Genomic DNA, 20,993 nt, shown 5'->3' on the forward strand with positions numbered 1-20,993 from the left:
AACGCCACCGCCCGGCCCACGCGCGAAGGCGTGGACCGGGCGGCGGGAACGTCGCTCAGCGCGGGATCAGGACACCGGCTCCACCAGCTCCGGCCGCACCTCCGGCGCCGCCGACCGCACCGCGTCCGCCGCCTGGTCGCTCGGCTCGTCCTGCGAGGCCCGCTCGGCCTCCACCCGCGCCGTGTACACCTCGACCTCGCGCGCGATCGCCGCCTCGTCCCATCCGAGCACCCCGGCCATCAGCCTGGCCACCGCGTCGGCCGACTCGACGCCCCGGTGCGGGTACTCGATCGAGATCCGGGTGCGCCTGGTCAGCACGTCCTCCAGGTGCAGCGCGCCCTCGTGCGAGGCCGCGTACACCACCTCCACCTGGAGGTAGTCCGGCGAACCGGGGATCGGCTTGAGCAGCTCCGGCGCGTCCGCGGCCAGCGCCAGCACCTCGTGCACCAGCGAGCCGTACCGGTCCAGCAGGTGCCGCACCCGGTACGGGTGCAGGCCGTGCTCGGTCGCCAGGTGGTCGGCCTGGTTCACCAGCGCGTGGTACCCGTCCGCGCCCACCAGCGGCACCTTGTCGGTGATCGACGGCTGGATGCGGCCCGGCAGGTCGACCGACGCCGCGTTCACCGCGTCCGCGCCCATCACCCGGTAGGTGGTGTACTTGCCGCCCGCGATCGCGACCAGGCCGGGCGCGACCCGCGCCACCGCGTGCTCGCGCGAGAGCTTCGACGTGGACTCGCTCTCCCCGGCCAGCAGCGGCCGGAGGCCCGCGTACACGCCCTCGATGTCCTCGTGCGCCAGCGGCGTCGCCAGCACGCTGTTGACCTGGGCGAGCAGGTAGTCGATGTCGGCCCTGGTCGCGGACGGGTGCGACAGGTCCAGGTTCCAGTCCGTGTCGGTCGTGCCGATGATCCAGTGGTTGCGCCACGGGATCACGAACAGCACCGACTTCGTCGTGCGCAGGATGAGCCCGGTCTCGGACACGATCCGGTCCCTGGGCACCACGATGTGCACGCCCTTGCTGGCCCGCACCCGGAACCGGCCCCTGCTGCCGGACAGCCGCTGCAGCTCGTCCGTCCACACGCCGGTCGCGTTGATCACCGCGTGCGCCCGGACGTCGGTCTCCCGCCCGTCCTCCACGTCGCGCACCCGCACGCCGGACACCCGGTCCGACTCGTGCAGGAAGTCGATGACCTGCGTCGACGGCCGCACGACCGCGCCGTAGTGGGCGGCGGTGCGCCCGACCATCATGGTGTGCCGCGCGTCGTCGGCCTGCGCGTCGAAGTAGCGGATGCCGCCGATCAGCGCGTCCTGCTTGAGCGAGGGCGCCAGCCGCAGCGCGCCCGACCGGCTCAGGTGCTTCTGCCCCGGCACCGAGCGCGCGCCGCCCATGGTGTCGTACATCAGCAGCCCGGCGGCGGTGTACGGGCGCTCCCACACCCGGTTCGCCAGCGGGTACAGGAAGCTCACCGGCTTGACCAGGTGCGGCGCGATCTTGGTGAGCATCAGCTCCCGCTCGCGCAGCGCCTCCCTGACCAGCCCGAACTCCAACTGCTCCAGGTAGCGCAGGCCACCGTGGAAGAGCTTGCTCGACCGGCTCGACGTGCCCGAGGCGAGGTCGCGGGCCTCCACGAGGGCCACCTTCAGGCCTCTGGTGGCCGCGTCCAGGGCCGCGCCGACGCCGACCACGCCGCCGCCGACGATCACCAGGTCGAAGGTCTCCTCACCGAGCCTGCGCCACGACCGCTCCCGGTCCTCGGGACCGAGCCTGCCCGTTGCGGAGGTTCGTGACGGGTTGCGCGTGGCCACTGGAAAGCGCCTCCTCGACGTGCTGTCCGACCGGAGGCCGCTCGCACTCGGCGGCGCCGCCGGATCGTCCTAGCTGGACTGACTGCTCCACGGTACCCGCTGATGTGTCCGGTATGGACAAGTCGATCATGGCGATTTAACGTCACACTCCGTGGGATGGGCGACGACGCCGAGCCCGGCTGGTCGCCGTCCACCTGCACGAGAGGAGGTTCGGCGACATGACCGCCGGTTCGATCTTCGTCTGGGAGACGCTCGGCACCGCGGTGCTCATCCTGCTGGGTGCGGGCGTCGTGGCCAACGTGACGCTCAAGGACTCGTTGGGCAAGGGCGGCGGCTGGCTGCTGGTCAACTTCGGCTGGGGCCTCGCCGTGTTCGTGGGCGCCAGCGTCTCCGCCCCCAGCGGGGCCCACCTCAACCCCGCCGTCACCCTCGGCCTGGCCGCCGCGGGCAAGACCGAGTGGACCGACGTGCCGGTCTACTTCGCCGGGCAGATGATCGGTGCCATGCTCGGCGCCACCCTGGCCTGGCTGGCCTACAAGAAGCAGTTCGACACCCACGACGACCCGGCGGGCACCAGGGGCGTCTTCTGCACCGGCCCCACCGTCGCCAGCGCGCCCTGGAACGTGCTCACCGAGGTGATCGGCACGTTCGTGCTGGTCATCTGGATCCTCCTCAGCCCCGGCGTCGAGGTCGCCGCCGACGGCACCCCCAACTTCGGCAACTCGGCCCTGGGGTACGCGGGCGTGGCGTTCCTCGTGATCGGCCTCGGCGCCTCCCTCGGCGGCCCCACCGGCTACGCCATCAACCCGGCCCGCGACCTCGGCCCCCGCATCGTCTACGCGCTCCTCCCGATCAAGGGCAAGGGCAGCGCCGAGTGGGGGTACTCCTGGGTCCCGGTGGTCGGGCCGCTGATCGGCGGCGCGCTCGCCGCGCTCCTGTACCTGGCACTCCCGGTCTGACCGGACCTCCTCCGACGACGAAGGACCACTGATGACGAAGTACGTCGCCGCCATCGACCAGGGCACGACATCCACCCGCTGCATGGTCTTCGACCACTCCGGGCGGGTCGTCGCCGTCGACCAGAAGGAGCACGAGCAGATCTTCCCGAAGGCGGGGTGGGTCGAGCACGACGCCGAGGAGATCTGGCTCAACACGCGCCAGGTCGCGGCGGGCGCGCTGGCCAGGGCCGACCTGAACGCCTCGGACCTGGCCGCCGTCGGCATCACGAACCAGCGCGAGACCGCGCTGGTGTGGGACCGGACCACCGGCAAGCCGGTCTACAACGCGATCGTCTGGCAGGACACCCGCACCGACCGCATCTGCGCGGAGCTGGGCGCCCTCGGCGGCGGTCAGGAGCGGTACCGGGCCAAGACCGGCCTGCCGCTGGCCACGTACTTCTCCGGGCCGAAGGTCAAGTGGGTGCTCGACAACGTCGAGGGCGCGCGCGAGCGGGCCGAGGCGGGCGACCTGCTGTTCGGCAACATGGACACCTGGGTCCTGTGGAACCTGACCGGCGGCGTCCACGGCGGTCTGCACGTCACGGACCCGACCAACGCCTCCCGCACGCTCCTGATGGACCTGGACACCCTGGACTGGGACGCGGACATCGCGGCCGACATGGGCATCCCGCTGTCGATGCTGCCGGAGATCCGGTCCTCGTCCGAGGTGTACAGCGAGGTCAAGACGCGGGGCGCGCTGGAGGGCGTGCCGATCGCGGGCGTGCTGGGCGACCAGCAGGCGGCGACGTTCGGGCAGGCGTGCCTGTCGCCGGGCGAGGCCAAGAACACCTACGGGACCGGCAACTTCCTGCTGCTCAACACCGGCACGGAGAAGGTGATGAGCGAGAACGGGCTGCTCACCACCGTCTGCTACAAGATCGGCGACAAGGCCCCGGTGTACGCGCTGGAGGGGTCGATCGCGGTCACCGGGTCGCTGGTGCAGTGGCTGCGGGACAACCTGGGCATGATCGGGACCGCGGCGGAGATCGAGCAGCACGCCCGGACCGTGGAGGACAACGGCGGGGCGTACTTCGTCCCGGCGTTCTCGGGCCTGTTCGCGCCGTACTGGCGGTCGGACGCGCGCGGGGCGATCGTCGGGCTGACCCGGTTCGTGAACAAGGGGCACCTGGCGCGGGCGGTCCTGGAGGCCACGGCGTACCAGTCGCGCGAGGTCATCGACGCGATGAACGCGGACTCGGGCGTGCCGCTGAAGTCGCTGAAGGTCGACGGCGGGATGGTCGTCAACGAGCTGCTGATGCAGTTCCAGGCCGACATCCTCGGGGTTCCGGTGATCCGGCCGGTGGTGAACGAGACCACGGCGCTGGGCGCGGCGTACGCGGCGGGGCTGGCGGTCGGGTTCTGGGCGTCGGAGGACGACATCCGGCAGAACTGGGCGCAGGACAAGCAGTGGGAGCCCGCGATGGACGACTCGGTGCGGGAGAAGCAGTACCGGAGCTGGAAGAAGGCCGTGACGAAGACCTTCGACTGGGTGGACGACGAGGACTGAGGTCGGCGCGCGAGGGGGCCGCTCCGGACGAGCGGCCCCCTCGCGCCCGCACGTCACACGTCGCGCCTGCCGAACACCACCCCGGCCGCGACCAGCACCCCGACCACCCAGGCCACCAGCACCGCAGCCCCCGCACCGGCGCCGAGCGTGCTGTCCCCGGCGGCCACCACGGTGGTGAAGGAAGCCCCCGCCGAGCTGGGCAGGAACCGCAGGACCGAGGTCCAGTCGTCCGGCAGCAGGCCACCGGCCATCGCGGGCAGCACCAGCACGCCGCCGATCACCGCCCCGATGCTCCCGGCCGTGCTGCGCAGCAGCACCCCCAGGCCGAGCCCGAGCAGCCCGATCGCGGTCACGTACCCGGCCATGCCCAGCACCGAGCGCAGCACGCCCTCGTCGCCGAGCGCGACCACGTCGGCGTCCCCGCCGGACAGCACGGCCATCCCGACCTGGAACGCCCCGAACACGCCCACCAGCGCCGCCGGGAGCGAGGTCGCCGTGAACACGACCGCCTTGGCCAGCACCACCTGCCACCGCCGGGGCACCGCCGCCACCGTGGTGGAGACCATCCGCGACCCGAACTCGCGGGCGCCCGCCATGCCGCCGAGCACGCCGAGGACCAGCACCGCGAGGTTCGCCCCGGTCAGCGCGACCGCCAGCGGGTCGGAGGTCGCCGCGAACGGTCCACCGGGCCCCGGCGCGCCCTCCGGCGTCGACACCGCCCCCACCGACACCGACGTGGCCAGCGCGCTGAACCCGACCAGCACCAGCACCACCACCGCCAGCCCGACCCAGGTGCCGCGCAGGCTCCGCGCCTTCACCCACTCGAACCGGATCGCGGTCCACAGCGTCTGCCGCGCCGCCACCCGCGCGCCCACGACGGGGCCGGGGAGGACGGTCCGCTCCGCCACGTCGGTCATCAGGCCGCCTCCCCGCGCTGAGCGGTGGTCCCCGCGTACTCGACGCTGTCGCGGGTCAGCTCCAGGTACGCCGACTCCAGCGACGTGGACAGCGCCGTCAACCCGTGGAGGCGCAGCCCCCGCGCCGCCGCGAGGTCGCCGATCACCGAGGGCGCCGCGCCCCGCACCTCCAACCGCCCCGGCTCCGCGGTCGTCACCGCGGCACCGCCGCCGACCAGCAGCGACGCCAGCTCGTCCGCGTCCGGCGACAGCACCGACACCCGCCCGCCGCCGGAGGCGTCCTCGGTGAACCGGGCGATGGTCGTGTCCGCGAGGACGCGCCCCTGCCCGATCACCAGCAGGTGCTCGGCCACCAGCTCCATCTCGCTCATCAGGTGCGACGACAGCAGCACCGTGCGCCCCTCCGCCGCCAGCTCGTGCAGCAGCGCGCGGATCCACTGGACGCCGTCGATGTCGAGCCCGTTGACCGGCTCGTCCAGCAGCAGCACCGGCGGGTCGGCCAGCAGCGCGGCGGCGATGCCGAGGCGCTGCCCCATGCCCAGTGAGAACGACCCGGCCCGCTTGTGCGCGACCTCGGTCAGCCCGACCGACGCCAGCACCTCGTCCACCCGCCGCTTGCCGATGCCGACGGTCGCGCCGAGCGCCAGCAGGTGGTCGCGCGCGCTGCGCCCGCCGTCGACCGCCTTGGCGTCCAGCAGCGCCCCGACCTCGGCCAGCGGCGCGCGCAGCGCCGAGTAGGGCTTGCCGTTCACCAGCGCGGCCCCGGAGGTCGGCCGGTCCAGGCCGAGCACCATGCGCATGGTGGTGGACTTGCCCGCCCCGTTGGGGCCGAGGAACCCGGTGACCACACCCGGCTCGATGGTGGCGGTGATCCCGTCCACGGCGGTCTTCTCGCCGTACCGCTTGGTGAGCCGTCGCAGTTCGATCATCTTGTTCCCGTCGTCCGTCGTGTGCCGTCCACTGTGGTCGGAGCACGGCGGGAGGGCGTCGTCCCGACGCGGGCACCTCACCTGCCGCGAACGCGGTACACCGCCCCCACCCCGCTACCACGCCCGCACGACGCCCCGGCCCGCCCGAGGCTCGTACGGTGTCCACCGTGCACCTGCCCGGCACCACCTCCCCTCCGCGGCTACCGTGATCGCCGTGCTGCGCCGGACCACGTCGGCGATCGGTGGCTGGCGCTCCCGCCACCCGCTGGCGGCCGACGTCGCCCTGGCCTGCGCCCTGTCCACCGCGAGCGTCGCAGCCGACCTGGCGAGCGCGGGCCCACTGCACGACGGCGTGATCGACGGCCCTGACCTGGTCGCGACCGCCATCGCCCTGGGCGGCGTCGCCCTGCGCGGCAGGTGGCCGCGCCAGGTCCTGGTGGGCACGGCGATCGCGGCGGGCCTGGTGATCCTGCTGGCGGGCATCCGCCCCGTGCTCCCGCTGGCGATCGGCCTGATCGCCTACACCGCCGCCTCCCGCACCCCGAGCCGGGGGGCGTGGACGACGGCGGCGGCCGTGGCGGCGGGCCTGTACGCGGTGGAGGCGTACGCGGTCACCGGCGTGCCGTGGTCGACCGAGGGCTTCCCGGCGGTGGCGTGGATCGGCATGACCACCGCCCTGGGCGAAGCCGCCCGCACGGGACGCGCGCACATCGCCGAGGTGGAGGGGCGGGCCAGGCACGCCGAGCAGACCCGCGAGGAGGAAGCCGCCCGGCGGGTGGTCGAGGAGCGGGTCCGCATCGCCCGCGACCTGCACGACGTCGTGGCCCACCACATCGCCGTGATCAACGTCCAGGCGGGCGCGGCGACCCACGTCCTGGACCGCGACCCCGCCAAGGCCGCGCAGGCGCTGGGCCACATCCGGGACGCCTGCGAGGTCGTGCTGGGCGAGCTGTCGTCGATCGTCGGCGTGCTGCGCCAGTCCGGCGACACCGATCCCCCGCACCGCCTGGACGACCTCACCGCCCTGGTCGGCGCGATCACCGCCGCCGGGCTGTCCGTGGAGCGCGAGCAGCTGGGCACCCCAGGGGCACTCCCCTCGGTGGTGGACGTGGCCGCCTACCGCATCATCCAGGAAGCGCTGACCAACGCCCACAAGCACGGCACGGGCACCGCCCACCTGATCGTCGCCTACACCGACGAGGGCGTGAGCCTGACCGTCACCAACCACCGCGCCCGCACCGCGAGCAGGCAGCCGGGCTCGGGCTACGGCCTGATCGGGATGCGCGAACGCGCCGCCACCGCAGGCGGAACCCTGAGCGCGGGCCCGACCCCGGAAGGCCGCTTCACCGTGCACGCCGAGCTCCCGGCCCCGAGGAGGACCCCGTGACCACCCGAGTCCTGCTCGCCGACGACCAGCCCCTGATCCGCGCCGGCTACCGCATGATCCTGGACTCCGAACCGGACCTGGAGGTCGTCGGCGAGGCGGTCAACGGCCGGGAAGCGGTGTTCCTGGCCCGCACCACCCGCGCCGACGTGGTCCTGATGGACATCCGGATGCCCGAGGTGGACGGCATCGAGGCGACCCGCCGCATCGCCGCCGACGAGGACCTCGCCGGGGTGCGCATCCTGGTCCTGACCACGTTCGAGGAGGACGAGAACGTGCTCAGGGCCGTGCGCGCGGGCGCGGCGGGCTTCCTCGGGAAGAACGTCGGCCCCGCCGAACTGCTGCACGCGGTCCGGACCGTGGCGTCAGGCGACTCGATCCTGTCGCCCGCCGCCACCAAGGCCCTGGTGCGGCACGTCCTGGCCCACCCGGAGTCCGATCCGCCCCCGAGCGCGACCGCGCTGGAACTGCTGACCGACCGCGAGCGCGAGGTCGTGGTCCTGGCCGCCCACGGCCTGTCGAACGACCGCATAGCCGAGCACCTGCACCTGTCCCCGCTGACCGCCAAGACCCACGTGAACCGCGCGATGTCCAAGCTGGACGTCCGCGACCGCGCACAACTGGTCGTCCTGGCCTACCGCACCGGCCTGGTCCGCCCGGACGACGCCCGGCCCTGACCGCGAACCCCGCCCTGAGCCGGGGCGCCCACGCGCGAAGGCCCCGGTCCCACCGGGGACCGGGGCCCGCGCGGACGTCGTGCGTCAGTCCAGGTCGTCGTGCCGCATCAGCTGCCGACCGGCCTCGGTGATCGAGCCCGTCAGCGACGGGTACACCGAGAACGTCGTCGCCAGGTCCTCCACGGTCAGCTGGTTCTGCACCGCCAGCGCGATCGGCAGGATCAGCTCGCTCGCCGTCGGGCCCACCACCACGCCGCCGATCACCACGCCGGTCGCCGGGCGGCAGAACAGCTTCACGAAACCGCGCCTCAGGCCCTCCATCTTGGCCCTCGGGTTGGTCGCCAGCGGCAGCATGACGGTGCGCGCCGGGACCTCGCCCGAGTCGATCGCCTGCTGGCTGATGCCGACCGTGGCGATCTCCGGGTTGGTGAACACGTTCGCCGCGACCGTCTTCAGCTTGATCGGGCTCACGCCCTCGCCGAGCGCGTGCCACATCGCGATCCGGCCCTGCATCGCCGCGACCGACGCCAGCAGCAGCACGCCGGTGCAGTCGCCCGCCGCGTACACGCCCGGCACCGACGTGCGCGACACCCGGTCCACCGGGATGTACCCGCCCTTGCCCAGCTCGACGCCGATCCGGTCCAGGCCCAGGCCCTCGGTGTTCGGGACCGACCCGACGGTCATCAGGGCGTGGCTGGCCTCGACCACGCGGCCGTCCGCGAGGTGGATCTTCACGCCGTCGCCGGTGTTCTCCACCCGGTCCGCGCGCGCGTGCTTCACCACGGCGGTCCCGCGCTCGGCGAACACGTCCTCCAGCACGGCCGCCGCGTCGGCGTCCTCGTGCGGCAGGACGCGGTCGCGGCTGGACACCATGGTCACCTTCACGCCCAGCTCGGTGTACGCCGACGCGAACTCCACGCCGGTGACGCCCGAGCCGATCACCGCCAGGTGCTCGGGCAGCTCCGGCAGGTCGTACAGCTGCCGCCAGTTCAGCACCCGCTCGCCGTCCGGCTCCGCGCCGGGCAGCACCCTCGGCGTGGCGCCGGTGGCGATCAGCACGACGTCCGCCTCCAGCACCTCCTCGGCCCCGTCCTCGGTCCGCGCCAGCACCCGGTGCTGCGCCAGGCCGCGCTCGTCGTCGCGGAACTCGGCGCTGCCGATGATGATCCGCACGCCCTCGCGCTGGAGCCGCGCCCGCACGTCGGCGGACTGCGCCAGCGCCAACCCCTTCACCCGGCCGTGCACGACCGGCAGCTCGACCGCGGCCTCGGTGTCGTCCGTCCGGATGCCCAGCTCACCCGCGCTGCGGAACGCCGACCGACTGGCGGCGGAGGCGATGAACGCCTTCGACGGCACGCAGTCGTACAGCACGCAGGCGCCACCGAGGCCTTCGCGCTCGATGACGGTCACGTCCGCGCCGTGCTGAGCCGCGACCAGCGCCGCCTCGTACCCAGCGGGCCCACCGCCCATGATGACGATGCGGGTCACGGGGGTTCCTCTCTGTCCAGAAGACAACGGGTGTCCGGATCGACAACCGCTCACAACCGTACGAACCGTACGCGGTCGGGTGTCGCAGCGTGTCGCGCGGTCTTCTCGGCCCTCCGGGTGATCTCGATGTCGCTAGGCTGTCGGGGTGCCGCTCTATGCCGCGTACGGGTCCAACATGGACCCGAACCAGATGAAGGAGCGAGCCCCGTACTCCCCCATGGCGGGGACCGGCTGGCTCGTCGGATGGCGTCTGACGTTCGGTGGCGAGGACCTCGGCTGGGAGGGCGCGCTCGCCACCATCGTCGAGGAGCCCGACTCCCAGGTGTTCTGCGTCCTCTACGACGTCAGCACCCCCGACGAGTCGAGCCTGGACCGCTGGGAGGGTGCCCTCGGGCTCTACAAGAAGATCAGACTGCGCGTGCAGACCATGGAGGGCTCCGAGGTCGCCTGGCTGTACGTGCTGGACGCGTACGAGGGCGGCCTGCCCTCGGCCCGGTACATCGGCGTGGTGGCGGACGCGGCCGAGGCCGCGGGCGCGCCCGACGACTACGTGGCCGACCTGCGCGTCCGCCCGTGCCGCAGCGTCGGCCCGCAGGGACCCCAGTGACCCCGCCACCCCGGTGACCCGCCGACCCCGGCGGCCCTGCCCGAGGTGGCGGGGCCGCGCGGCGGGGTGGGTCGCACGACCGGCGGTGTCGCCCGAAGCGGTGAACTTCGGGCGCGGTGGACGATCAGCGGGGCGCTATCATCCGCGCCCGCGCCGCCGGACCGGCCCCTGAGCGGGGCGGCGGCCCGGCCCGGCAGCCTGGTCGGCGGGCTAGGACGGCGTCTCCGCCAGCAGCTCCTCCAGGTGGTGCAGCAGCCGCCGGAAGTCCACCGGCGCCACCGTGCTCCACGCGACCTGCCCCGGCTGGGCCCGCCGCATCTGCACGTACCGCCCCTCGGGGCCGTCGAAGAACGCCACGACCCGGTCCGGCCGCACCCGCTTGCCCCACTTGTCCCGCCCGGCCGCGCCGAACTGGCCCCGGTTCCCGGCCTCCCGGAACATCTCGGCCAGCACGTGCGCGTCCTCGCCCCGCAGCCCGCGCTCCTTGAGCCCGCGCTCCAGGTCCTCCGGCTCCCGGACGCCCGCCGCGGCGGCCTCCAGGTCGGCGCTGGGCAGCGTCACCGAGTGCCCCGGCCCCGGCCCGAGCGCGGGCACGGCGCTCAGCGCCTCGCGCGGCATCCCCTCGGCGGACGCGGTGCGCAGGGTGAGCCGGTCGCCGTCGAGCACCGCCAGCGCGGCGGACTGCCCCTTGGCGGCGACCAGCACCCGGACGCTGCGCCCGTCGAGCCACAACCGGCCGTCGACCTCGCGCTGCGGGCGGTTCAGCAGGTGCAGCAGGTCCTCCAGGGTGGGGTCCAGCTCCAGCCGCCTGCCGAGACCGCGCCGCTCCAGCGCGTCCCACACCCGCTGCTCCAGCTCGCGCCGCTCCCCGTCGGTCTTGCCGGGGGAGGGCACCTTGAGCACCAGCGGCATCGTCTCCAGCCGCAGGTGCTCCCAGAGCACGTCGAACTCCAGCGCCGAGATGGTGACCGGGGCGCGCAGCCCGCTCTCGCCCAGGTCGAGGCCGAACGTGGTCATCGGTCGGACTGGTCCTCCCCGATCACCGGGGCCGAGCCCCGGCCGACCCCGTACACGTCGCCGGTCTCCCGCAGGTAGTCGGCGGCGTCGTGCAGCTGCTCCTCTTCCTCCTCGGCGCGCCGTCCGCCGAGCCCGCCGAACGGGTCGAACGCCTGACCCTGCGGGGCGAGCGGGACCGCGCGGCGGTGCGTGCTGTCCCCGTTCGCCTGGTTGGCCGCGCCGAGCGCGCCCGCCGCGCCACCGGGGCCCATGGCCGCCGAGTGCTGCGCGTTGGCGGCGGTGAAGGCGCCCAGCTCGCCGGAGCTGATGGCCGTGGTGCCGCTGGTCTGGCCGGGGGCGACCACGTGCAGGCCGTTCACCTCGGCGGCGGCGCGCTGCTCGGTCGTGGTGTCGTGCCGCGCCGAGTCGCTGCGCCCCGCTTCCTTGTCGCGCCCCTTGGACCCGGTCGTGCCGCCGACGCCGATCCCGGAGCCGGTGGTGGGCTTGGCGCCGGTCTCGGAGCCGCGCGGGTTCGTGCCGCCGTTCGACGGGTTCGCCTGCGAGACGTGCGTGCTGGAACCGCCCTTGGTCGTGCCGGGCCTGGTCTCGGCGACCGGCCTGGTCGTCGGGCGGGTGGTCGCGGGACCACCCCTGCCGCCGCCGCGCACCCCGCCGCGACCGCCGCCGAAGCCGTGCCCGTAGGCCACGCCCGCCGCGTCGCCGCGGACGACCTCGCCCGCCGTGATCGCGACCTGCGGCGGCTGGCTGAACTGGCCGAGGGTCGCGGTGTTCGCCGTCGTGCTGGAGGCGTACGTGGTCATGACGTCGCGGGCGCGCTGCTCGGCGATGTTCTGCGCGCGCTCCTGCACCTCGAAGTCGGTCTGCACGCCCACCAGGTGCGCGAGCCCGGACAGGATCGTGCCGGGGTCCTCGGCGGTCACCTTGACCGGCTCCGGCATGTCCGCGCGGGCCTTGGCGATGTAGTCGGCCTGCATCTGGTTGGAGGCGCGCATGATCACCGCGCCGGTCCTGGCGTGGTCGGCCCACTCGGCGAGCGGGTTGATGCCCGCGCGGGCCTGGTCGGCCGCGAGGCCCTGCCACTGCGCGCCGGAGCGCGCCACGCCCTCCTGGAGCTGCGCGTTGATCTCCACCAGCGCGCCCGCGATCCCCTCCCAGCGCTCCAGCGAGGTGAACGACGCCCTCGGGCCGGGGCCAGAGTTGATCTTCTTGTACAGCTCCTCGTGGCTGTAGCCGCTCCAGCGGTGCCCGTCGGACACAGGAAGCCTCCCCATCGCGCAGGCGGTCAGCAGCCGCCCTGCTGCTCCATCAATCCGCTGTTGTCGTCCTCGATCACCTGGTACTGCCGCTCGACCAGCGTCAGCGCGTCCATCGCCGACTTGAGCTGCCGCTGGTAGCCCTGCAGCGCGTCGAGCGCCGAGTCACCGGAGTCGACGGAGCGCTCGTTGAACTTCTCCGCCGCCTCGATGCTCACCGGGTCGCCCGCCCACGGGCGCACCCTGACCTCGGTCACGGCCATCTCGATCTGCTGGTCCAGCTTGGACAGCGCGCCGGAGAAGGCGGACTTCAGGCTCGGGATGGCACTCGGGTCGACGTCCAGGGCCTGCCCGGCGCCGGGGAGGGCACTCCCCGTGTCCGCACCCCTTACGTGGTCATCCTTCGGCATGGCGCTACCTCCCAACGTCATCAGCGCACAGTCACTCTAACCAGACGGTCCGACAGCGGGGAGTGGGTGTGGGTGACTTCCCCCGCGCGGGTCACTTCCTTTGCAGCAATCCGGCCACCGCGGCTTCGGCTGCCCGCCTCGCGCCCTGGCACAGCACGTCCTGGGTGAGCGCGGTGCTGTTGCCCCCGTCCCGGAACATCACGTCGAGGAACTGCCCCTCGGCCACGTCGACCTCGACGTTGCACACGTCCTCCACCCCAGGGGTGCGCACGACGAGCGCGGGGAACCCGACGACCTCAACGGTTTCCACCTCGACCTGGGCGTAGTCGTCCAGCCACAGCAGCACGCTCTCCCCGGTCACCAGGGCCAGCCGCAGCACGTTGCCGCTGAGGTTGCTGCGCAGCGAGCAGGCCCGCGCCCCGGCGAGGGCGGTCTCGACGTACTCGTTCGGGGGGTTGTCCAAGCTCAGCTCACCCCGCTGCTCCTCGCTCAACAGCGTGCAGGGGGCCACTCCGTCGAGCGGCATTTCCCTCGGACGGGGGAACAACGATGGGGGAGCGGTCGTGGTCACGCTCAGTGGTTCGTCCACGTGCCCGTCGGCCTTGGGCGCGGGCGAGGAGGCCGTGCACGAGACCAGCACCGGCAGCGCCGCCAGCGCGCCGACCAGGATGTGAGTGGCCTTCATGTGCGCCTACCGTAGCCGCGCCCGCGATCCGGCGAACCAGTCTCCGGCGAACCCGCGCCGCGCGAGCGGCCCGGAACCGGGCCGTCGACCAGCGGCTGTCGCGGGGAGCCCTCACCCACGTTGATCTCCACCGGATCCACAGCCGGGGACGCTAGTGGTTTTCCGCCGCGAGCAACACCCTGTCGTGACCGCCGTCCTGCGGTCTGCTAGTCGGTGGTGAACCCCTCGTGGCGCTCGGCCAGCGCGTCGAGGAACGGCCGGTGGACGGTCGCCGCGCGACCGTCCGGACCGGACTCGACCTCCACCACCCAGTCCGCGTCCTCGGCGTCGTCCTCGCCCGCCAGCAGCTCCTTGTGCACCAGGCACGGCGACCAGCCGTCCGCCAGCAGCCCGGCGGCGACCTCCTCGGCCTCGTCCCGGTCGTGCAGCACCACCAGCACCGGCCCGCCCGCCCGCTCCCGCTCGTCCGCGCCCGTCCCGCCCTCCAGCAGCCCGCGCGAGAGCAGCGCGTCCCGCAGCGCGGCGGCGTCCGGGGTGTGCGCGGCGTCCAGCCCGGCGCTGCGGGCCCCGGCCACGTTGACCGCCGAGTCGTCGCAGAACAGCGTCCCCGACGCGGAGTGCTGGAGCACCCGCAACGCCCGCCGGAAGGCCTCGGGGTCCGGTTTGGCCACCCCGACCCGCGCGGACGTCACCACCGCGTCCACCTCGCGGTCCAGCCCCAGCGCCGCGAGGTCCGCGCCGACCCGGTCGGTGGCGTTGGCGAGCAGCGCGACCCGGCACCGCCCGCGCACCGCCCGCACCAGCTCCAGCGCCTCGGGCACGACCTCGCCCACCCCGCTCCACGCCGTCACCGCCGAGGCCGCGACCTCGCCGTCGACCCCTCGGGCCACCAGCGCGCCCACGACCGCCTCCCGCCACCGCGCGTCGGTCTCGGCCCCGACCAGCGCGGGTCCGACCACCGAGCGGGCGACCTCGTCGAGCAGCCCGCGCGGCAACCCGTGCGCGTCCTCGACCGGCGCGTCCGGGCCGAACCGGCGCAGCACCCCGTCCAGGTCGAGCAGCAGCAGCCCCGGCGCGCTCACCGCCGCCTGTCCCGCGCCAGCAGGAACAGCACCAGCGGGATCAGCACGAAGACGAACGACGTCTTCACGAACCCCGCCAGCACCACGAACCCGATCAGCACGGCGGGCCCGGCCACCGCCATGTTGACCCCGCGCCGCGCGGGGACCACCGGCGGGGCGGGCATCGGCCGCACCGGGACGGGCGCGCTCAGCGCGGGGTGCGGGTGCGGCAGGTCCGAGAACAGGTCCAGCAGCTCACCCCGGTTCCTGGCCGCCGTCGCCCGCGCCGTCCGCTCGCCGTACTCGTCGACGTCGAGCCTGCCCGCGCTGAGGTGCTCACCGAGCACGCGCAGCGCGTCCTCGCGCTCGGCGTCGCCGACGCGGATCTCCCGATCACCCACGCCCCGAGCTTATTCCTTCACCTCGCACAGGACGGTCCCCTGCGTCACCGCGGACCCGGCCTCCACCGCCAACCCGGTCACCACCCCGGCCTTGTGCGCGGTCACCGGGTTCTCCATCTTCATCGCCTCCAGCACCGCGACGAGCTCCCCGGCCTCGACCCGCTGCCCCTCCGCGACGGCGACCTTCACCACCGTCCCCTGCATCGGCGCGGCCACCGCGTCCCCGGACACCGGCGACCCGCCCGCCGCGCGCCCGCGCTTCCTCGGCCGGGCCTGGGCGGTGGCCGGTCGGGCGCCGCCACCCAGGTCACCGGGCAGCACCACCTCGACCCGCCGCCCGCCGACCTCGACCACGACCCGCTGCCGCTCCGCGTCCTCCCCGGCCTCGGCCGCGCCCTCGAACGGCGCGATCGTGTTCTCGAACTCGGTCTCGATCCACCGCGTGTGCACGGAGAACCCGGCCGCGTCCCCCACGAAAGCGGGATCGCGCACCACGACCCGGTGGAACGGCAGCACGGTCGCCATCCCGTCCACGACCATCTCGTCCAGCGCCCGCCGCGCCCGCTCCAGCGCCTGCGCCCGGTCCTCGCCGGTCACGACCAGCTTCGCCAGCAGCGAGTCGAACTGCCCGCCGACGACCGTGCCCGCCTCCACGCCCGCGTCCACCCGGACCCCCGGCCCGGACGGCGCCACGAACGCGGTCACCACCCCCGGCGCGGGCAGGAACCCGCGCCCGGCGTCCTCCCCGTTGATCCGGAACTCGATCGAGTGGCCGCGTGGCTCGGGGTCCTCGGTGAACCGCAGCGGCAGCCCCTCCGCGATCCGGAACTGCTCGCGCACCAGGTCGATCCCGGACGTCTCCTCGCTCACCGGGTGCTCCACCTGCAACCGGGTGTTGACCTCCAGGAACGAGATCGTCCCGTCCGCCCCCACCAGGTACTCGACCGTCCCGGCCCCGTGGTAGCCGGCCTCGCGGCAGATCGCCCGCGCCGACGAGTGGATCTGCGCCCGCTGGTCGTCGCTCAGGAACGGCGCGGGCGCCTCCTCCACCAGCTTCTGGTGCCGCCGCTGCAACGAGCAGTCGCGGGTGCCCACGACGACCACCCCGCCGTGCTGGTCGGCCAGCACCTGCGCCTCCACGTGCCTGGGCTCGTCCAGGTACCGCTCCACGAAGCACTCGCCCCGCCCGAACGCGGTCACCGCCTCGCGCACGGCGCTGTCGAACAGCTCCGGGACCTCCTCCAGCGTCCGCGCGACCTTCAGCCCGCGCCCGCCGCCGCCGAACGCGGCCTTGATCGCCACCGGCAGCCCGTGCTCCCGCGCGAACGCCACCACCTCGTCCGGCCCGGACACCGGGTCGTTCGTGCCGGGCACCAGCGGCGCGCCCGCGCGGGTCGCGATGTGCCTGGCCGTCACCTTGTCGCCCAGGTCCCTGATGGCCTGCGGCGACGGCCCCACCCAGGTCAGCCCGGCGTCGATGACGGCCTGCGCGAAGTCGGCGTTCTCGGACAGGAAGCCGTAGCCGGGGTGCACCGCGTCGGCCTCGGCGCGCTTGGCCGCGTCGAGCAGCTTGTCCACCGACAGGTAGGTCTCGGCGGCCGTCGTCCCGCCCAGGGCGAACGCCTCGTCGGCGAGCCGCGCGAACGGCGCGTCCCGGTCCGGGTCGGCGTACACCGCGACGCTGGCGAGGCCCGCGTCCCGACAGGCCCGGATGACCCGGACCGCGATCTCGCCGCGGTTCGCGATGAGGACCTTGCGCAGTGGCACGGCGTCCTGCCTTCCTCCGGGAACGGGGTGCGGCTCCACCGCCGGGCGCTCCCGCCCGGTTCCGCCGCTCGCTTTGCTACTGATGAGTTTAGTTAGCCGGGGGCGCACGACAACCGTGAAGCCGCAGCGGTCGGGGTGCGAGAATCCGGCGGTGTCCAGGCCGCCGCTCACCGCTCTGCTCACCGCCTGCCTGTCCGTCGCGATCACCGCGGCGGGCCTCGGCTACGCCTGGTCGCTGCGGCCGGACCCGGCGCCCCCGGCCGACAGCCGGGTCGGCTCGGTCTGCGGGACCCGCGAGTGCGAACCGGTCGCCGAGGCGGAGGTCGGCTCCGACGTGGTGCGGGTGATGGTCGGCGACAAGATCAGCCGCATCGCCACCGAGGGCGCGTCCGGGACGGTCATGTTCGAGCTGACCATCGCCGAGTACGGGGTGACCGAGGACCTCGGGTCGCTGGAGTTGGAGTGCGTCGACTCGCCGGTCGCGGCGGTGTGCCTGGTGCAGGGGCAGGCGCGCGGCAAGCGGTACGCCGAGGCGCTGGTGCGGCAGGACGGGCTGTGGTCGCGGGCGCTCGGCGGGTACCAGGGCGACGGCGGGTACGCCGGGCTGCACGACGTCAACGGGGACCAGGTCATGGACGTGGTCGTGGTGCAGCGCCGGTGCGCGGAGGGCGTGGACTGCCCGAAGCGGATCGCCGAGGTGTACTCGCTGGTCGCGGACGTGGCGAACGGGCAGGACCGCAAGCTCGGGTGCACGGCGGTGGTGAACGCCGAGGCGAACCTGCCGGGGTGGCCGGACGTGCGGCCCGCCATGAACCAGCTGAAGGCGTGCCCGGCCGCCGGGTCGTGACCGGTCGCCCCGGCCGGGCGCCGGACGGGAACGGCCCCGGTCACCTGGTGAGGTGACCGGGGCCGTTCCGGTGTTCGGGGTTCGATCAGGCGGGCACCGGGGTGCGCTCCTTCTCGACCTCAGGGGCGTCGCCGATCAGCAGCGGGGTGCTCGGGGCGTTCAGCACCTCGTCGTCGATCAGGCCCTCGCCGCGCGCGACCAGCACCGGGACGGCGATCTGGCCCGCCACGTTCGTGGCGGTGCGCATCATGTCCAGGATCGGGTCGATCGCGTAGACCACCGCGACGCCGGTCGCGATGACCTCGGCGGGCATGTCGATCGCGCTCAGGGTCAGGGTCAGCATGGTGAACCAGCCGGTGGTGCCCGCGGTGGCCAGCGCGCCGAACACGGACACGGCGACGATGCCCGCGTACTGCAGGACGCTCAGCTCGACGCCGAACAGGTTCGCGATGAAGATCGTCGCCACCGCCGGGTAGACCGCGGCGCAGCCGTCCATCTTGGTCGTGGTGCCCAGCGGGACGGCGAAGCTCGCGTAGTCCGAGGAGACGCCGAGGTTCGCGGCGGTCTGCCTGCTCAGCGGCAGGGTCGCGCCCGAGGAGCGGGACACGAACGCGAACTGGATGGCGGTCCAGGCCTTCTTGAAGAACAGCAGCGGGCTGACCTTGCCGACGAACTTCAGCAGCACCGGGTAGACCACGAACAGCACCAGGGCGCAGCCGACGTAGACCGCGACCAGCAGCGAGGCCAGCGGGCGCACGAACGAGTTGCCGTAGGTCGCGAAGGCGTTGCCGAGCAGGCCGAACACGCCGATCGGGGCCAGCAGCACGATCCAGCCGACGATCTTCTGGATCAGGTCGAACGCCGAGCGGGTCAGGTCCACGAAAGGCTTGGCGCGCTCACCCAGGGCGTAGGCGGCGAAGCCGATCAGGATCGACACGAAGACGACCTGGAGCACCTCGCCCTCGGTGAAGGCGGTGAAGATGTTCGTCGGGATCAGCGACTCCAGCAGCTGCGACCACGAGCCGCCCGTGCGCGCGGCGAGCCGCTCGACGGACGCCTCGGACGGGGTCACCTGGACGCCGCGACCGGGGTTGATCAGCGCGGACACGCCGATGCCGATGAGCACCGCGATCAGCGAGGTGGTCGCGAACCACAGCAGCGTCTTGCCGCCGAGGCGGGCGGCGGTGCGCGAGCCGCCCAGCCTGCTCAGGCTGGTGATGCCCACGACGATCGCGGTGAACACCAGCGGGATGACGGTGAACTGCAGCAGGCTCGTGAAGGTGCTGCCGATCTGCTTGAGCGTGGTGACGAGCCAGCTCAGCTCGGCCTGCTTGGCGACGAAGCCCGCGACCGCGCCCAGCACGAGGGCGGCGAGGACGGTCAGGCCGAAGACCTTGGGTTTGCGGTAGGTGGCGATGAAGGACATGCGGGGGCTCCGGAAGGGACGCTGAAGGGTTCGGTGTCGGGGTCTCTCGTCAGCCCCGACAGCCCGAACTCGTTCTCCGGCCGAAATCGATGTGGATACGGCGGGTCAGCATCAGGTCCATCGCACCCCCTAACGGGGTGAGCCTTCCAGACCTTCCCGAACGCGCTCAGCTGTGATTATCCCTACTTCGGGGGTCCGAAAGGAGGAACGATCGACTAATGGGTGGGTGATGACCCTCTGTGGTCACAGGCCGGTCGCGGCCGGGTCGCGGAACGGGGTCGTCCGGTCGGCGGGGTGGCCAGGTGCTCCCGCCGGGCCTCGCCCCCCACCCCGCCCCCACCCGCTGCCGTTCCGACCCGCAACGCGAACGACCGCCCCCCGGTGCGCGGGGAGCGGTCGTGGTCTCAGCGGTCGGGTCGGGGTCGCGCGGGCCGCTCGTGAACTCCGCTCGGGTTCTCCCCGCGTGCGGGGGTCACCGCGCGGGCGCCTGCCAGAGGTCGGCGACGGAGAGCCCGACGCGGCGCAGCAGGCGGCGGGTCAGCGGGAGGCTGATGCCGATGACGCTGGACGGGTCGCCGTCGATGCCCTCGACGAACCACCCGCCGAGCCCGTCGAGCGTGAACGCGCCTGCGACGTGCAGCGGCTCGCCGGTGGCGAGGTAGGCGTCGAGCTCGGCGGCGGTGGGTTCGGCGAAGCGCACCAGCGTGCCCTCGTGCTCGGCGACCCGCTCGACCACCTCGCCGCCGCGCACGACGAGCAGGGCGTGCCCGGTGAGCAGCGTGCCGGTGGTCCCGGCCATCCGCCCCCAGCGCTCCCGCGCGATCTCGGTGGTGGCGGGCTTGCCCTGCACCTGGCCGTCGGCGGTGAGCAGCATGGAGTCGCACCCGATGACGACGGCGTCCGCCTCGTCGACCGCGACCGCCTCGGCCTTGGCGACCGCGAGGGCGGTCACGAGCGCGGCGGGCGTCGGCTCGCCGAGCCCGGCGGCGACGGCGTCCTCGTCGACGCCGGAAACCCGGACGACGGGGGTGACGCCCGCGGCCTTGAGGACGGCGAGCCGGGCGGGGGACTGCGAGGCCAGGACGAAGCGCACGGACGGCAGCCTAAGCGGTGCACCACCACCCACCGCTCACCGCGACCACGGCGCGCCGGACGCGCGGCAGGCGGAGGCCCACCGAACACGGCAACCGGAGGCCCGCCGGACCGGGACGGCCACGGCACGCCAAACCCGGACACCTGCGGCCAGCCGCCAACGCTCTGGGCCCACCGGCCGACGACAACACCCTCGGCCCACCGGCCGACGACAACACCCACACACCGACACGGGGCCGCTCACCCCCGCCGCCCACGCCGTCCGCCGCCCATGTCATCCGCCGCCCGCCGCCCGCCGCTTGCTGCCCACGCCGTCCGGTGCCCGCCGTTTGCTACTCGCGGCCTTGGCGCCCGCTGCTTGCCGCCCACGCCGTCCGGTGCCCACCGCTTGCTACTCGCAGCCCTGGCTCTAGCCGCTTGCTATCCGCAGCCTCGGCACCCACCACAGCCAACCGCTCCAGCCCCGCCCCTGCCCACAGCCAGGCCCCCGCGCCTGCCATCGCCTTTGCTGCCGCCCGCAACCCTTGCCCCGCCGCAACCTCAGCCCCAGCCGCCGTCCGCAACCTCGGCCCGCCGCCGCCTCGGTGGCCCGCCACCGCCTTTGGCCCGCCAGCGCTTTGGCCCTGGCCGCTGCCCGTGTCCGCCGCTGCCCGTGTCCGCCGCTGCCCGTGTCCGCCGCTGCCCGTGTCCGCCGCTGCCCGTGTCCGCCGCTGCCCGTGTC

The 20,993-nt window shown here is 73.7% G+C and carries 19 protein-coding genes; 6 read left to right on the top strand and 13 right to left on the bottom strand.

The genetic code is table 11. From position 1 onward, the window contains the following. Positions 1-66: 66 nt before the first annotated feature. Positions 67-1,806 carry a glycerol-3-phosphate dehydrogenase/oxidase gene (locus tag LV78_RS17250; RefSeq protein ID WP_253846249.1) on the bottom strand — a complete coding sequence of 580 codons (1,740 nt, stop codon included), beginning with the start codon at positions 1,804-1,806 and terminating at the stop codon, positions 67-69. Positions 1,807-2,024: 218 nt separating this feature from the next. Between LV78_RS17250 and LV78_RS17255 the strand changes: the two genes are divergently transcribed. Together LV78_RS17255 and glpK are read left to right on the top strand one after the other, a co-directional pair. Then, positions 2,025-2,765 carry an MIP/aquaporin family protein gene (locus tag LV78_RS17255; RefSeq protein ID WP_253846250.1) on the top strand — a complete coding sequence of 247 codons (741 nt, stop codon included), beginning with the start codon at positions 2,025-2,027 and terminating at the stop codon, positions 2,763-2,765. Positions 2,766-2,796: 31 nt separating this feature from the next. Continuing rightward, positions 2,797-4,311, top strand: coding sequence for a glycerol kinase GlpK (gene glpK, locus LV78_RS17260; protein WP_253846251.1), 1,515 nt, complete (start codon positions 2,797-2,799; stop codon positions 4,309-4,311). Between the two features lie 53 nt (positions 4,312-4,364). Here the strand turns inward: glpK and LV78_RS17265 are convergent, their stop codons facing one another. Next, entirely contained in the window at positions 4,365-5,228 is an 864-nt protein-coding gene (locus LV78_RS17265) for an ABC transporter permease (protein ID WP_253846252.1), read from the bottom strand. After that, a complete protein-coding gene (locus LV78_RS17270) occupies positions 5,228-6,157 on the bottom strand; it encodes an ABC transporter ATP-binding protein (protein ID WP_253846253.1) in 930 nt (309 codons plus the stop codon). The genes LV78_RS17265 and LV78_RS17270 overlap by 1 nt, the downstream gene beginning before the upstream one ends. A 214-nt stretch (positions 6,158-6,371) precedes the next feature. Between LV78_RS17270 and LV78_RS17275 the strand changes: the two genes are divergently transcribed. Together LV78_RS17275 and LV78_RS17280 are read left to right on the top strand one after the other, a co-directional pair. Beyond that, complete coding sequence (locus LV78_RS17275) at positions 6,372-7,544, top strand: sensor histidine kinase (RefSeq protein ID WP_253846254.1); 1,173 nt, start codon at positions 6,372-6,374, stop codon at positions 7,542-7,544. Beyond that, the gene (locus LV78_RS17280; protein WP_253846255.1) at positions 7,541-8,218 is read left to right on the top strand and encodes a response regulator transcription factor; all 678 of its coding nucleotides are present in this window, start codon (positions 7,541-7,543) and stop codon (positions 8,216-8,218) included. Before LV78_RS17275 ends, LV78_RS17280 begins: the two co-directional genes overlap by 4 nt. An 84-nt stretch (positions 8,219-8,302) precedes the next feature. On the opposite strand, the gene LV78_RS17285 is transcribed toward LV78_RS17280, so the two are convergent. Continuing rightward, a complete protein-coding gene (locus LV78_RS17285) occupies positions 8,303-9,706 on the bottom strand; it encodes an NAD(P)H-quinone dehydrogenase (protein WP_253846257.1) in 1,404 nt (467 codons plus the stop codon). Positions 9,707-9,851: 145 nt separating this feature from the next. Between LV78_RS17285 and LV78_RS17290 the strand changes: the two genes are divergently transcribed. Further along, positions 9,852-10,313, top strand: a complete 462-nt coding sequence (locus tag LV78_RS17290) for a gamma-glutamylcyclotransferase family protein (protein WP_253846258.1) — start codon at positions 9,852-9,854, stop codon at positions 10,311-10,313. Positions 10,314-10,523: 210 nt separating this feature from the next. Here the strand turns inward: LV78_RS17290 and LV78_RS17295 are convergent, their stop codons facing one another. The 7 genes from LV78_RS17295 to LV78_RS17325 form a co-directional block, all read right to left on the bottom strand. Next, positions 10,524-11,330, bottom strand: coding sequence for an ESX secretion-associated protein EspG (locus LV78_RS17295; protein WP_253846259.1), 807 nt, complete (start codon positions 11,328-11,330; stop codon positions 10,524-10,526). Further along, positions 11,327-12,586, bottom strand: a complete 1,260-nt coding sequence (locus LV78_RS17300; protein WP_253846260.1) for a PPE domain-containing protein — start codon at positions 12,584-12,586, stop codon at positions 11,327-11,329. Before LV78_RS17300 ends, LV78_RS17295 begins: the two co-directional genes overlap by 4 nt. A gap of 26 nt (positions 12,587-12,612) precedes the next feature. After that, the gene (locus LV78_RS17305) at positions 12,613-12,993 is read right to left on the bottom strand and encodes a hypothetical protein (protein WP_015805084.1); all 381 of its coding nucleotides are present in this window, start codon (positions 12,991-12,993) and stop codon (positions 12,613-12,615) included. A gap of 91 nt (positions 12,994-13,084) precedes the next feature. Next, positions 13,085-13,678: a DUF3558 domain-containing protein gene (locus LV78_RS17310; protein ID WP_253846261.1), complete on the bottom strand. Its 594-nt coding sequence runs from the start codon at positions 13,676-13,678 to the stop codon at positions 13,085-13,087. Between the two features lie 206 nt (positions 13,679-13,884). Beyond that, complete coding sequence (locus LV78_RS17315; protein ID WP_253846263.1) at positions 13,885-14,760, bottom strand: HAD family hydrolase; 876 nt, start codon at positions 14,758-14,760, stop codon at positions 13,885-13,887. Next, the gene (locus LV78_RS17320; protein ID WP_253846264.1) at positions 14,757-15,140 is read right to left on the bottom strand and encodes a DUF1707 SHOCT-like domain-containing protein; all 384 of its coding nucleotides are present in this window, start codon (positions 15,138-15,140) and stop codon (positions 14,757-14,759) included. Before LV78_RS17320 ends, LV78_RS17315 begins: the two co-directional genes overlap by 4 nt. A 9-nt stretch (positions 15,141-15,149) precedes the next feature. Then, the gene (locus tag LV78_RS17325) at positions 15,150-16,907 is read right to left on the bottom strand and encodes an acetyl/propionyl/methylcrotonyl-CoA carboxylase subunit alpha (RefSeq protein ID WP_253846265.1); all 1,758 of its coding nucleotides are present in this window, start codon (positions 16,905-16,907) and stop codon (positions 15,150-15,152) included. Between the two features lie 151 nt (positions 16,908-17,058). Here LV78_RS17325 and LV78_RS17330 point away from each other — a divergent pair, with 151 nt between their 5' ends. Next, entirely contained in the window at positions 17,059-17,754 is a 696-nt protein-coding gene (locus tag LV78_RS17330; RefSeq protein WP_253846266.1) for a hypothetical protein, read from the top strand. Between the two features lie 85 nt (positions 17,755-17,839). Here LV78_RS17330 and LV78_RS17335 read toward each other — a convergent pair whose 3' ends face one another. Together LV78_RS17335 and LV78_RS17340 are read right to left on the bottom strand one after the other, a co-directional pair. Further along, positions 17,840-19,180, bottom strand: coding sequence for a dicarboxylate/amino acid:cation symporter (locus tag LV78_RS17335; RefSeq protein WP_253846267.1), 1,341 nt, complete (start codon positions 19,178-19,180; stop codon positions 17,840-17,842). A gap of 472 nt (positions 19,181-19,652) precedes the next feature. Then, positions 19,653-20,273, bottom strand: a complete 621-nt coding sequence (locus tag LV78_RS17340) for a Maf family protein (protein WP_253846268.1) — start codon at positions 20,271-20,273, stop codon at positions 19,653-19,655. Positions 20,274-20,993 lie beyond the last annotated feature (720 nt).

Origin of the sequence: Actinosynnema pretiosum (assembly GCF_024171695.1) — a bacterium.
GTDB classification, from domain to species: Bacteria; Actinomycetota; Actinomycetes; order Mycobacteriales; family Pseudonocardiaceae; genus Actinosynnema; species Actinosynnema pretiosum.

Excerpts from the sequence above, each read along its gene's own strand:
- LV78_RS17305 (WP_015805084.1), bottom strand. The coding sequence starts at position 12,993 with ATGCCGAAGGATGACCACGTAAGGGGTGCGGACACGGGGAGTGCCCTC.
- LV78_RS17310 (WP_253846261.1), bottom strand. The coding sequence starts at position 13,678 with ATGAAGGCCACTCACATCCTGGTCGGCGCGCTGGCGGCGCTGCCGGTG.
- LV78_RS17295 (WP_253846259.1), bottom strand. The coding sequence starts at position 11,330 with ATGACCACGTTCGGCCTCGACCTGGGCGAGAGCGGGCTGCGCGCCCCG.
- LV78_RS17265 (WP_253846252.1), bottom strand. The coding sequence starts at position 5,228 with ATGACCGACGTGGCGGAGCGGACCGTCCTCCCCGGCCCCGTCGTGGGC.
- LV78_RS17335 (WP_253846267.1), bottom strand. The coding sequence starts at position 19,180 with ATGTCCTTCATCGCCACCTACCGCAAACCCAAGGTCTTCGGCCTGACC.
- LV78_RS17255 (WP_253846250.1), top strand. The coding sequence starts at position 2,025 with ATGACCGCCGGTTCGATCTTCGTCTGGGAGACGCTCGGCACCGCGGTG.
- glpK (WP_253846251.1), top strand. The coding sequence starts at position 2,797 with ATGACGAAGTACGTCGCCGCCATCGACCAGGGCACGACATCCACCCGC.
- LV78_RS17270 (WP_253846253.1), bottom strand. The coding sequence starts at position 6,157 with ATGATCGAACTGCGACGGCTCACCAAGCGGTACGGCGAGAAGACCGCC.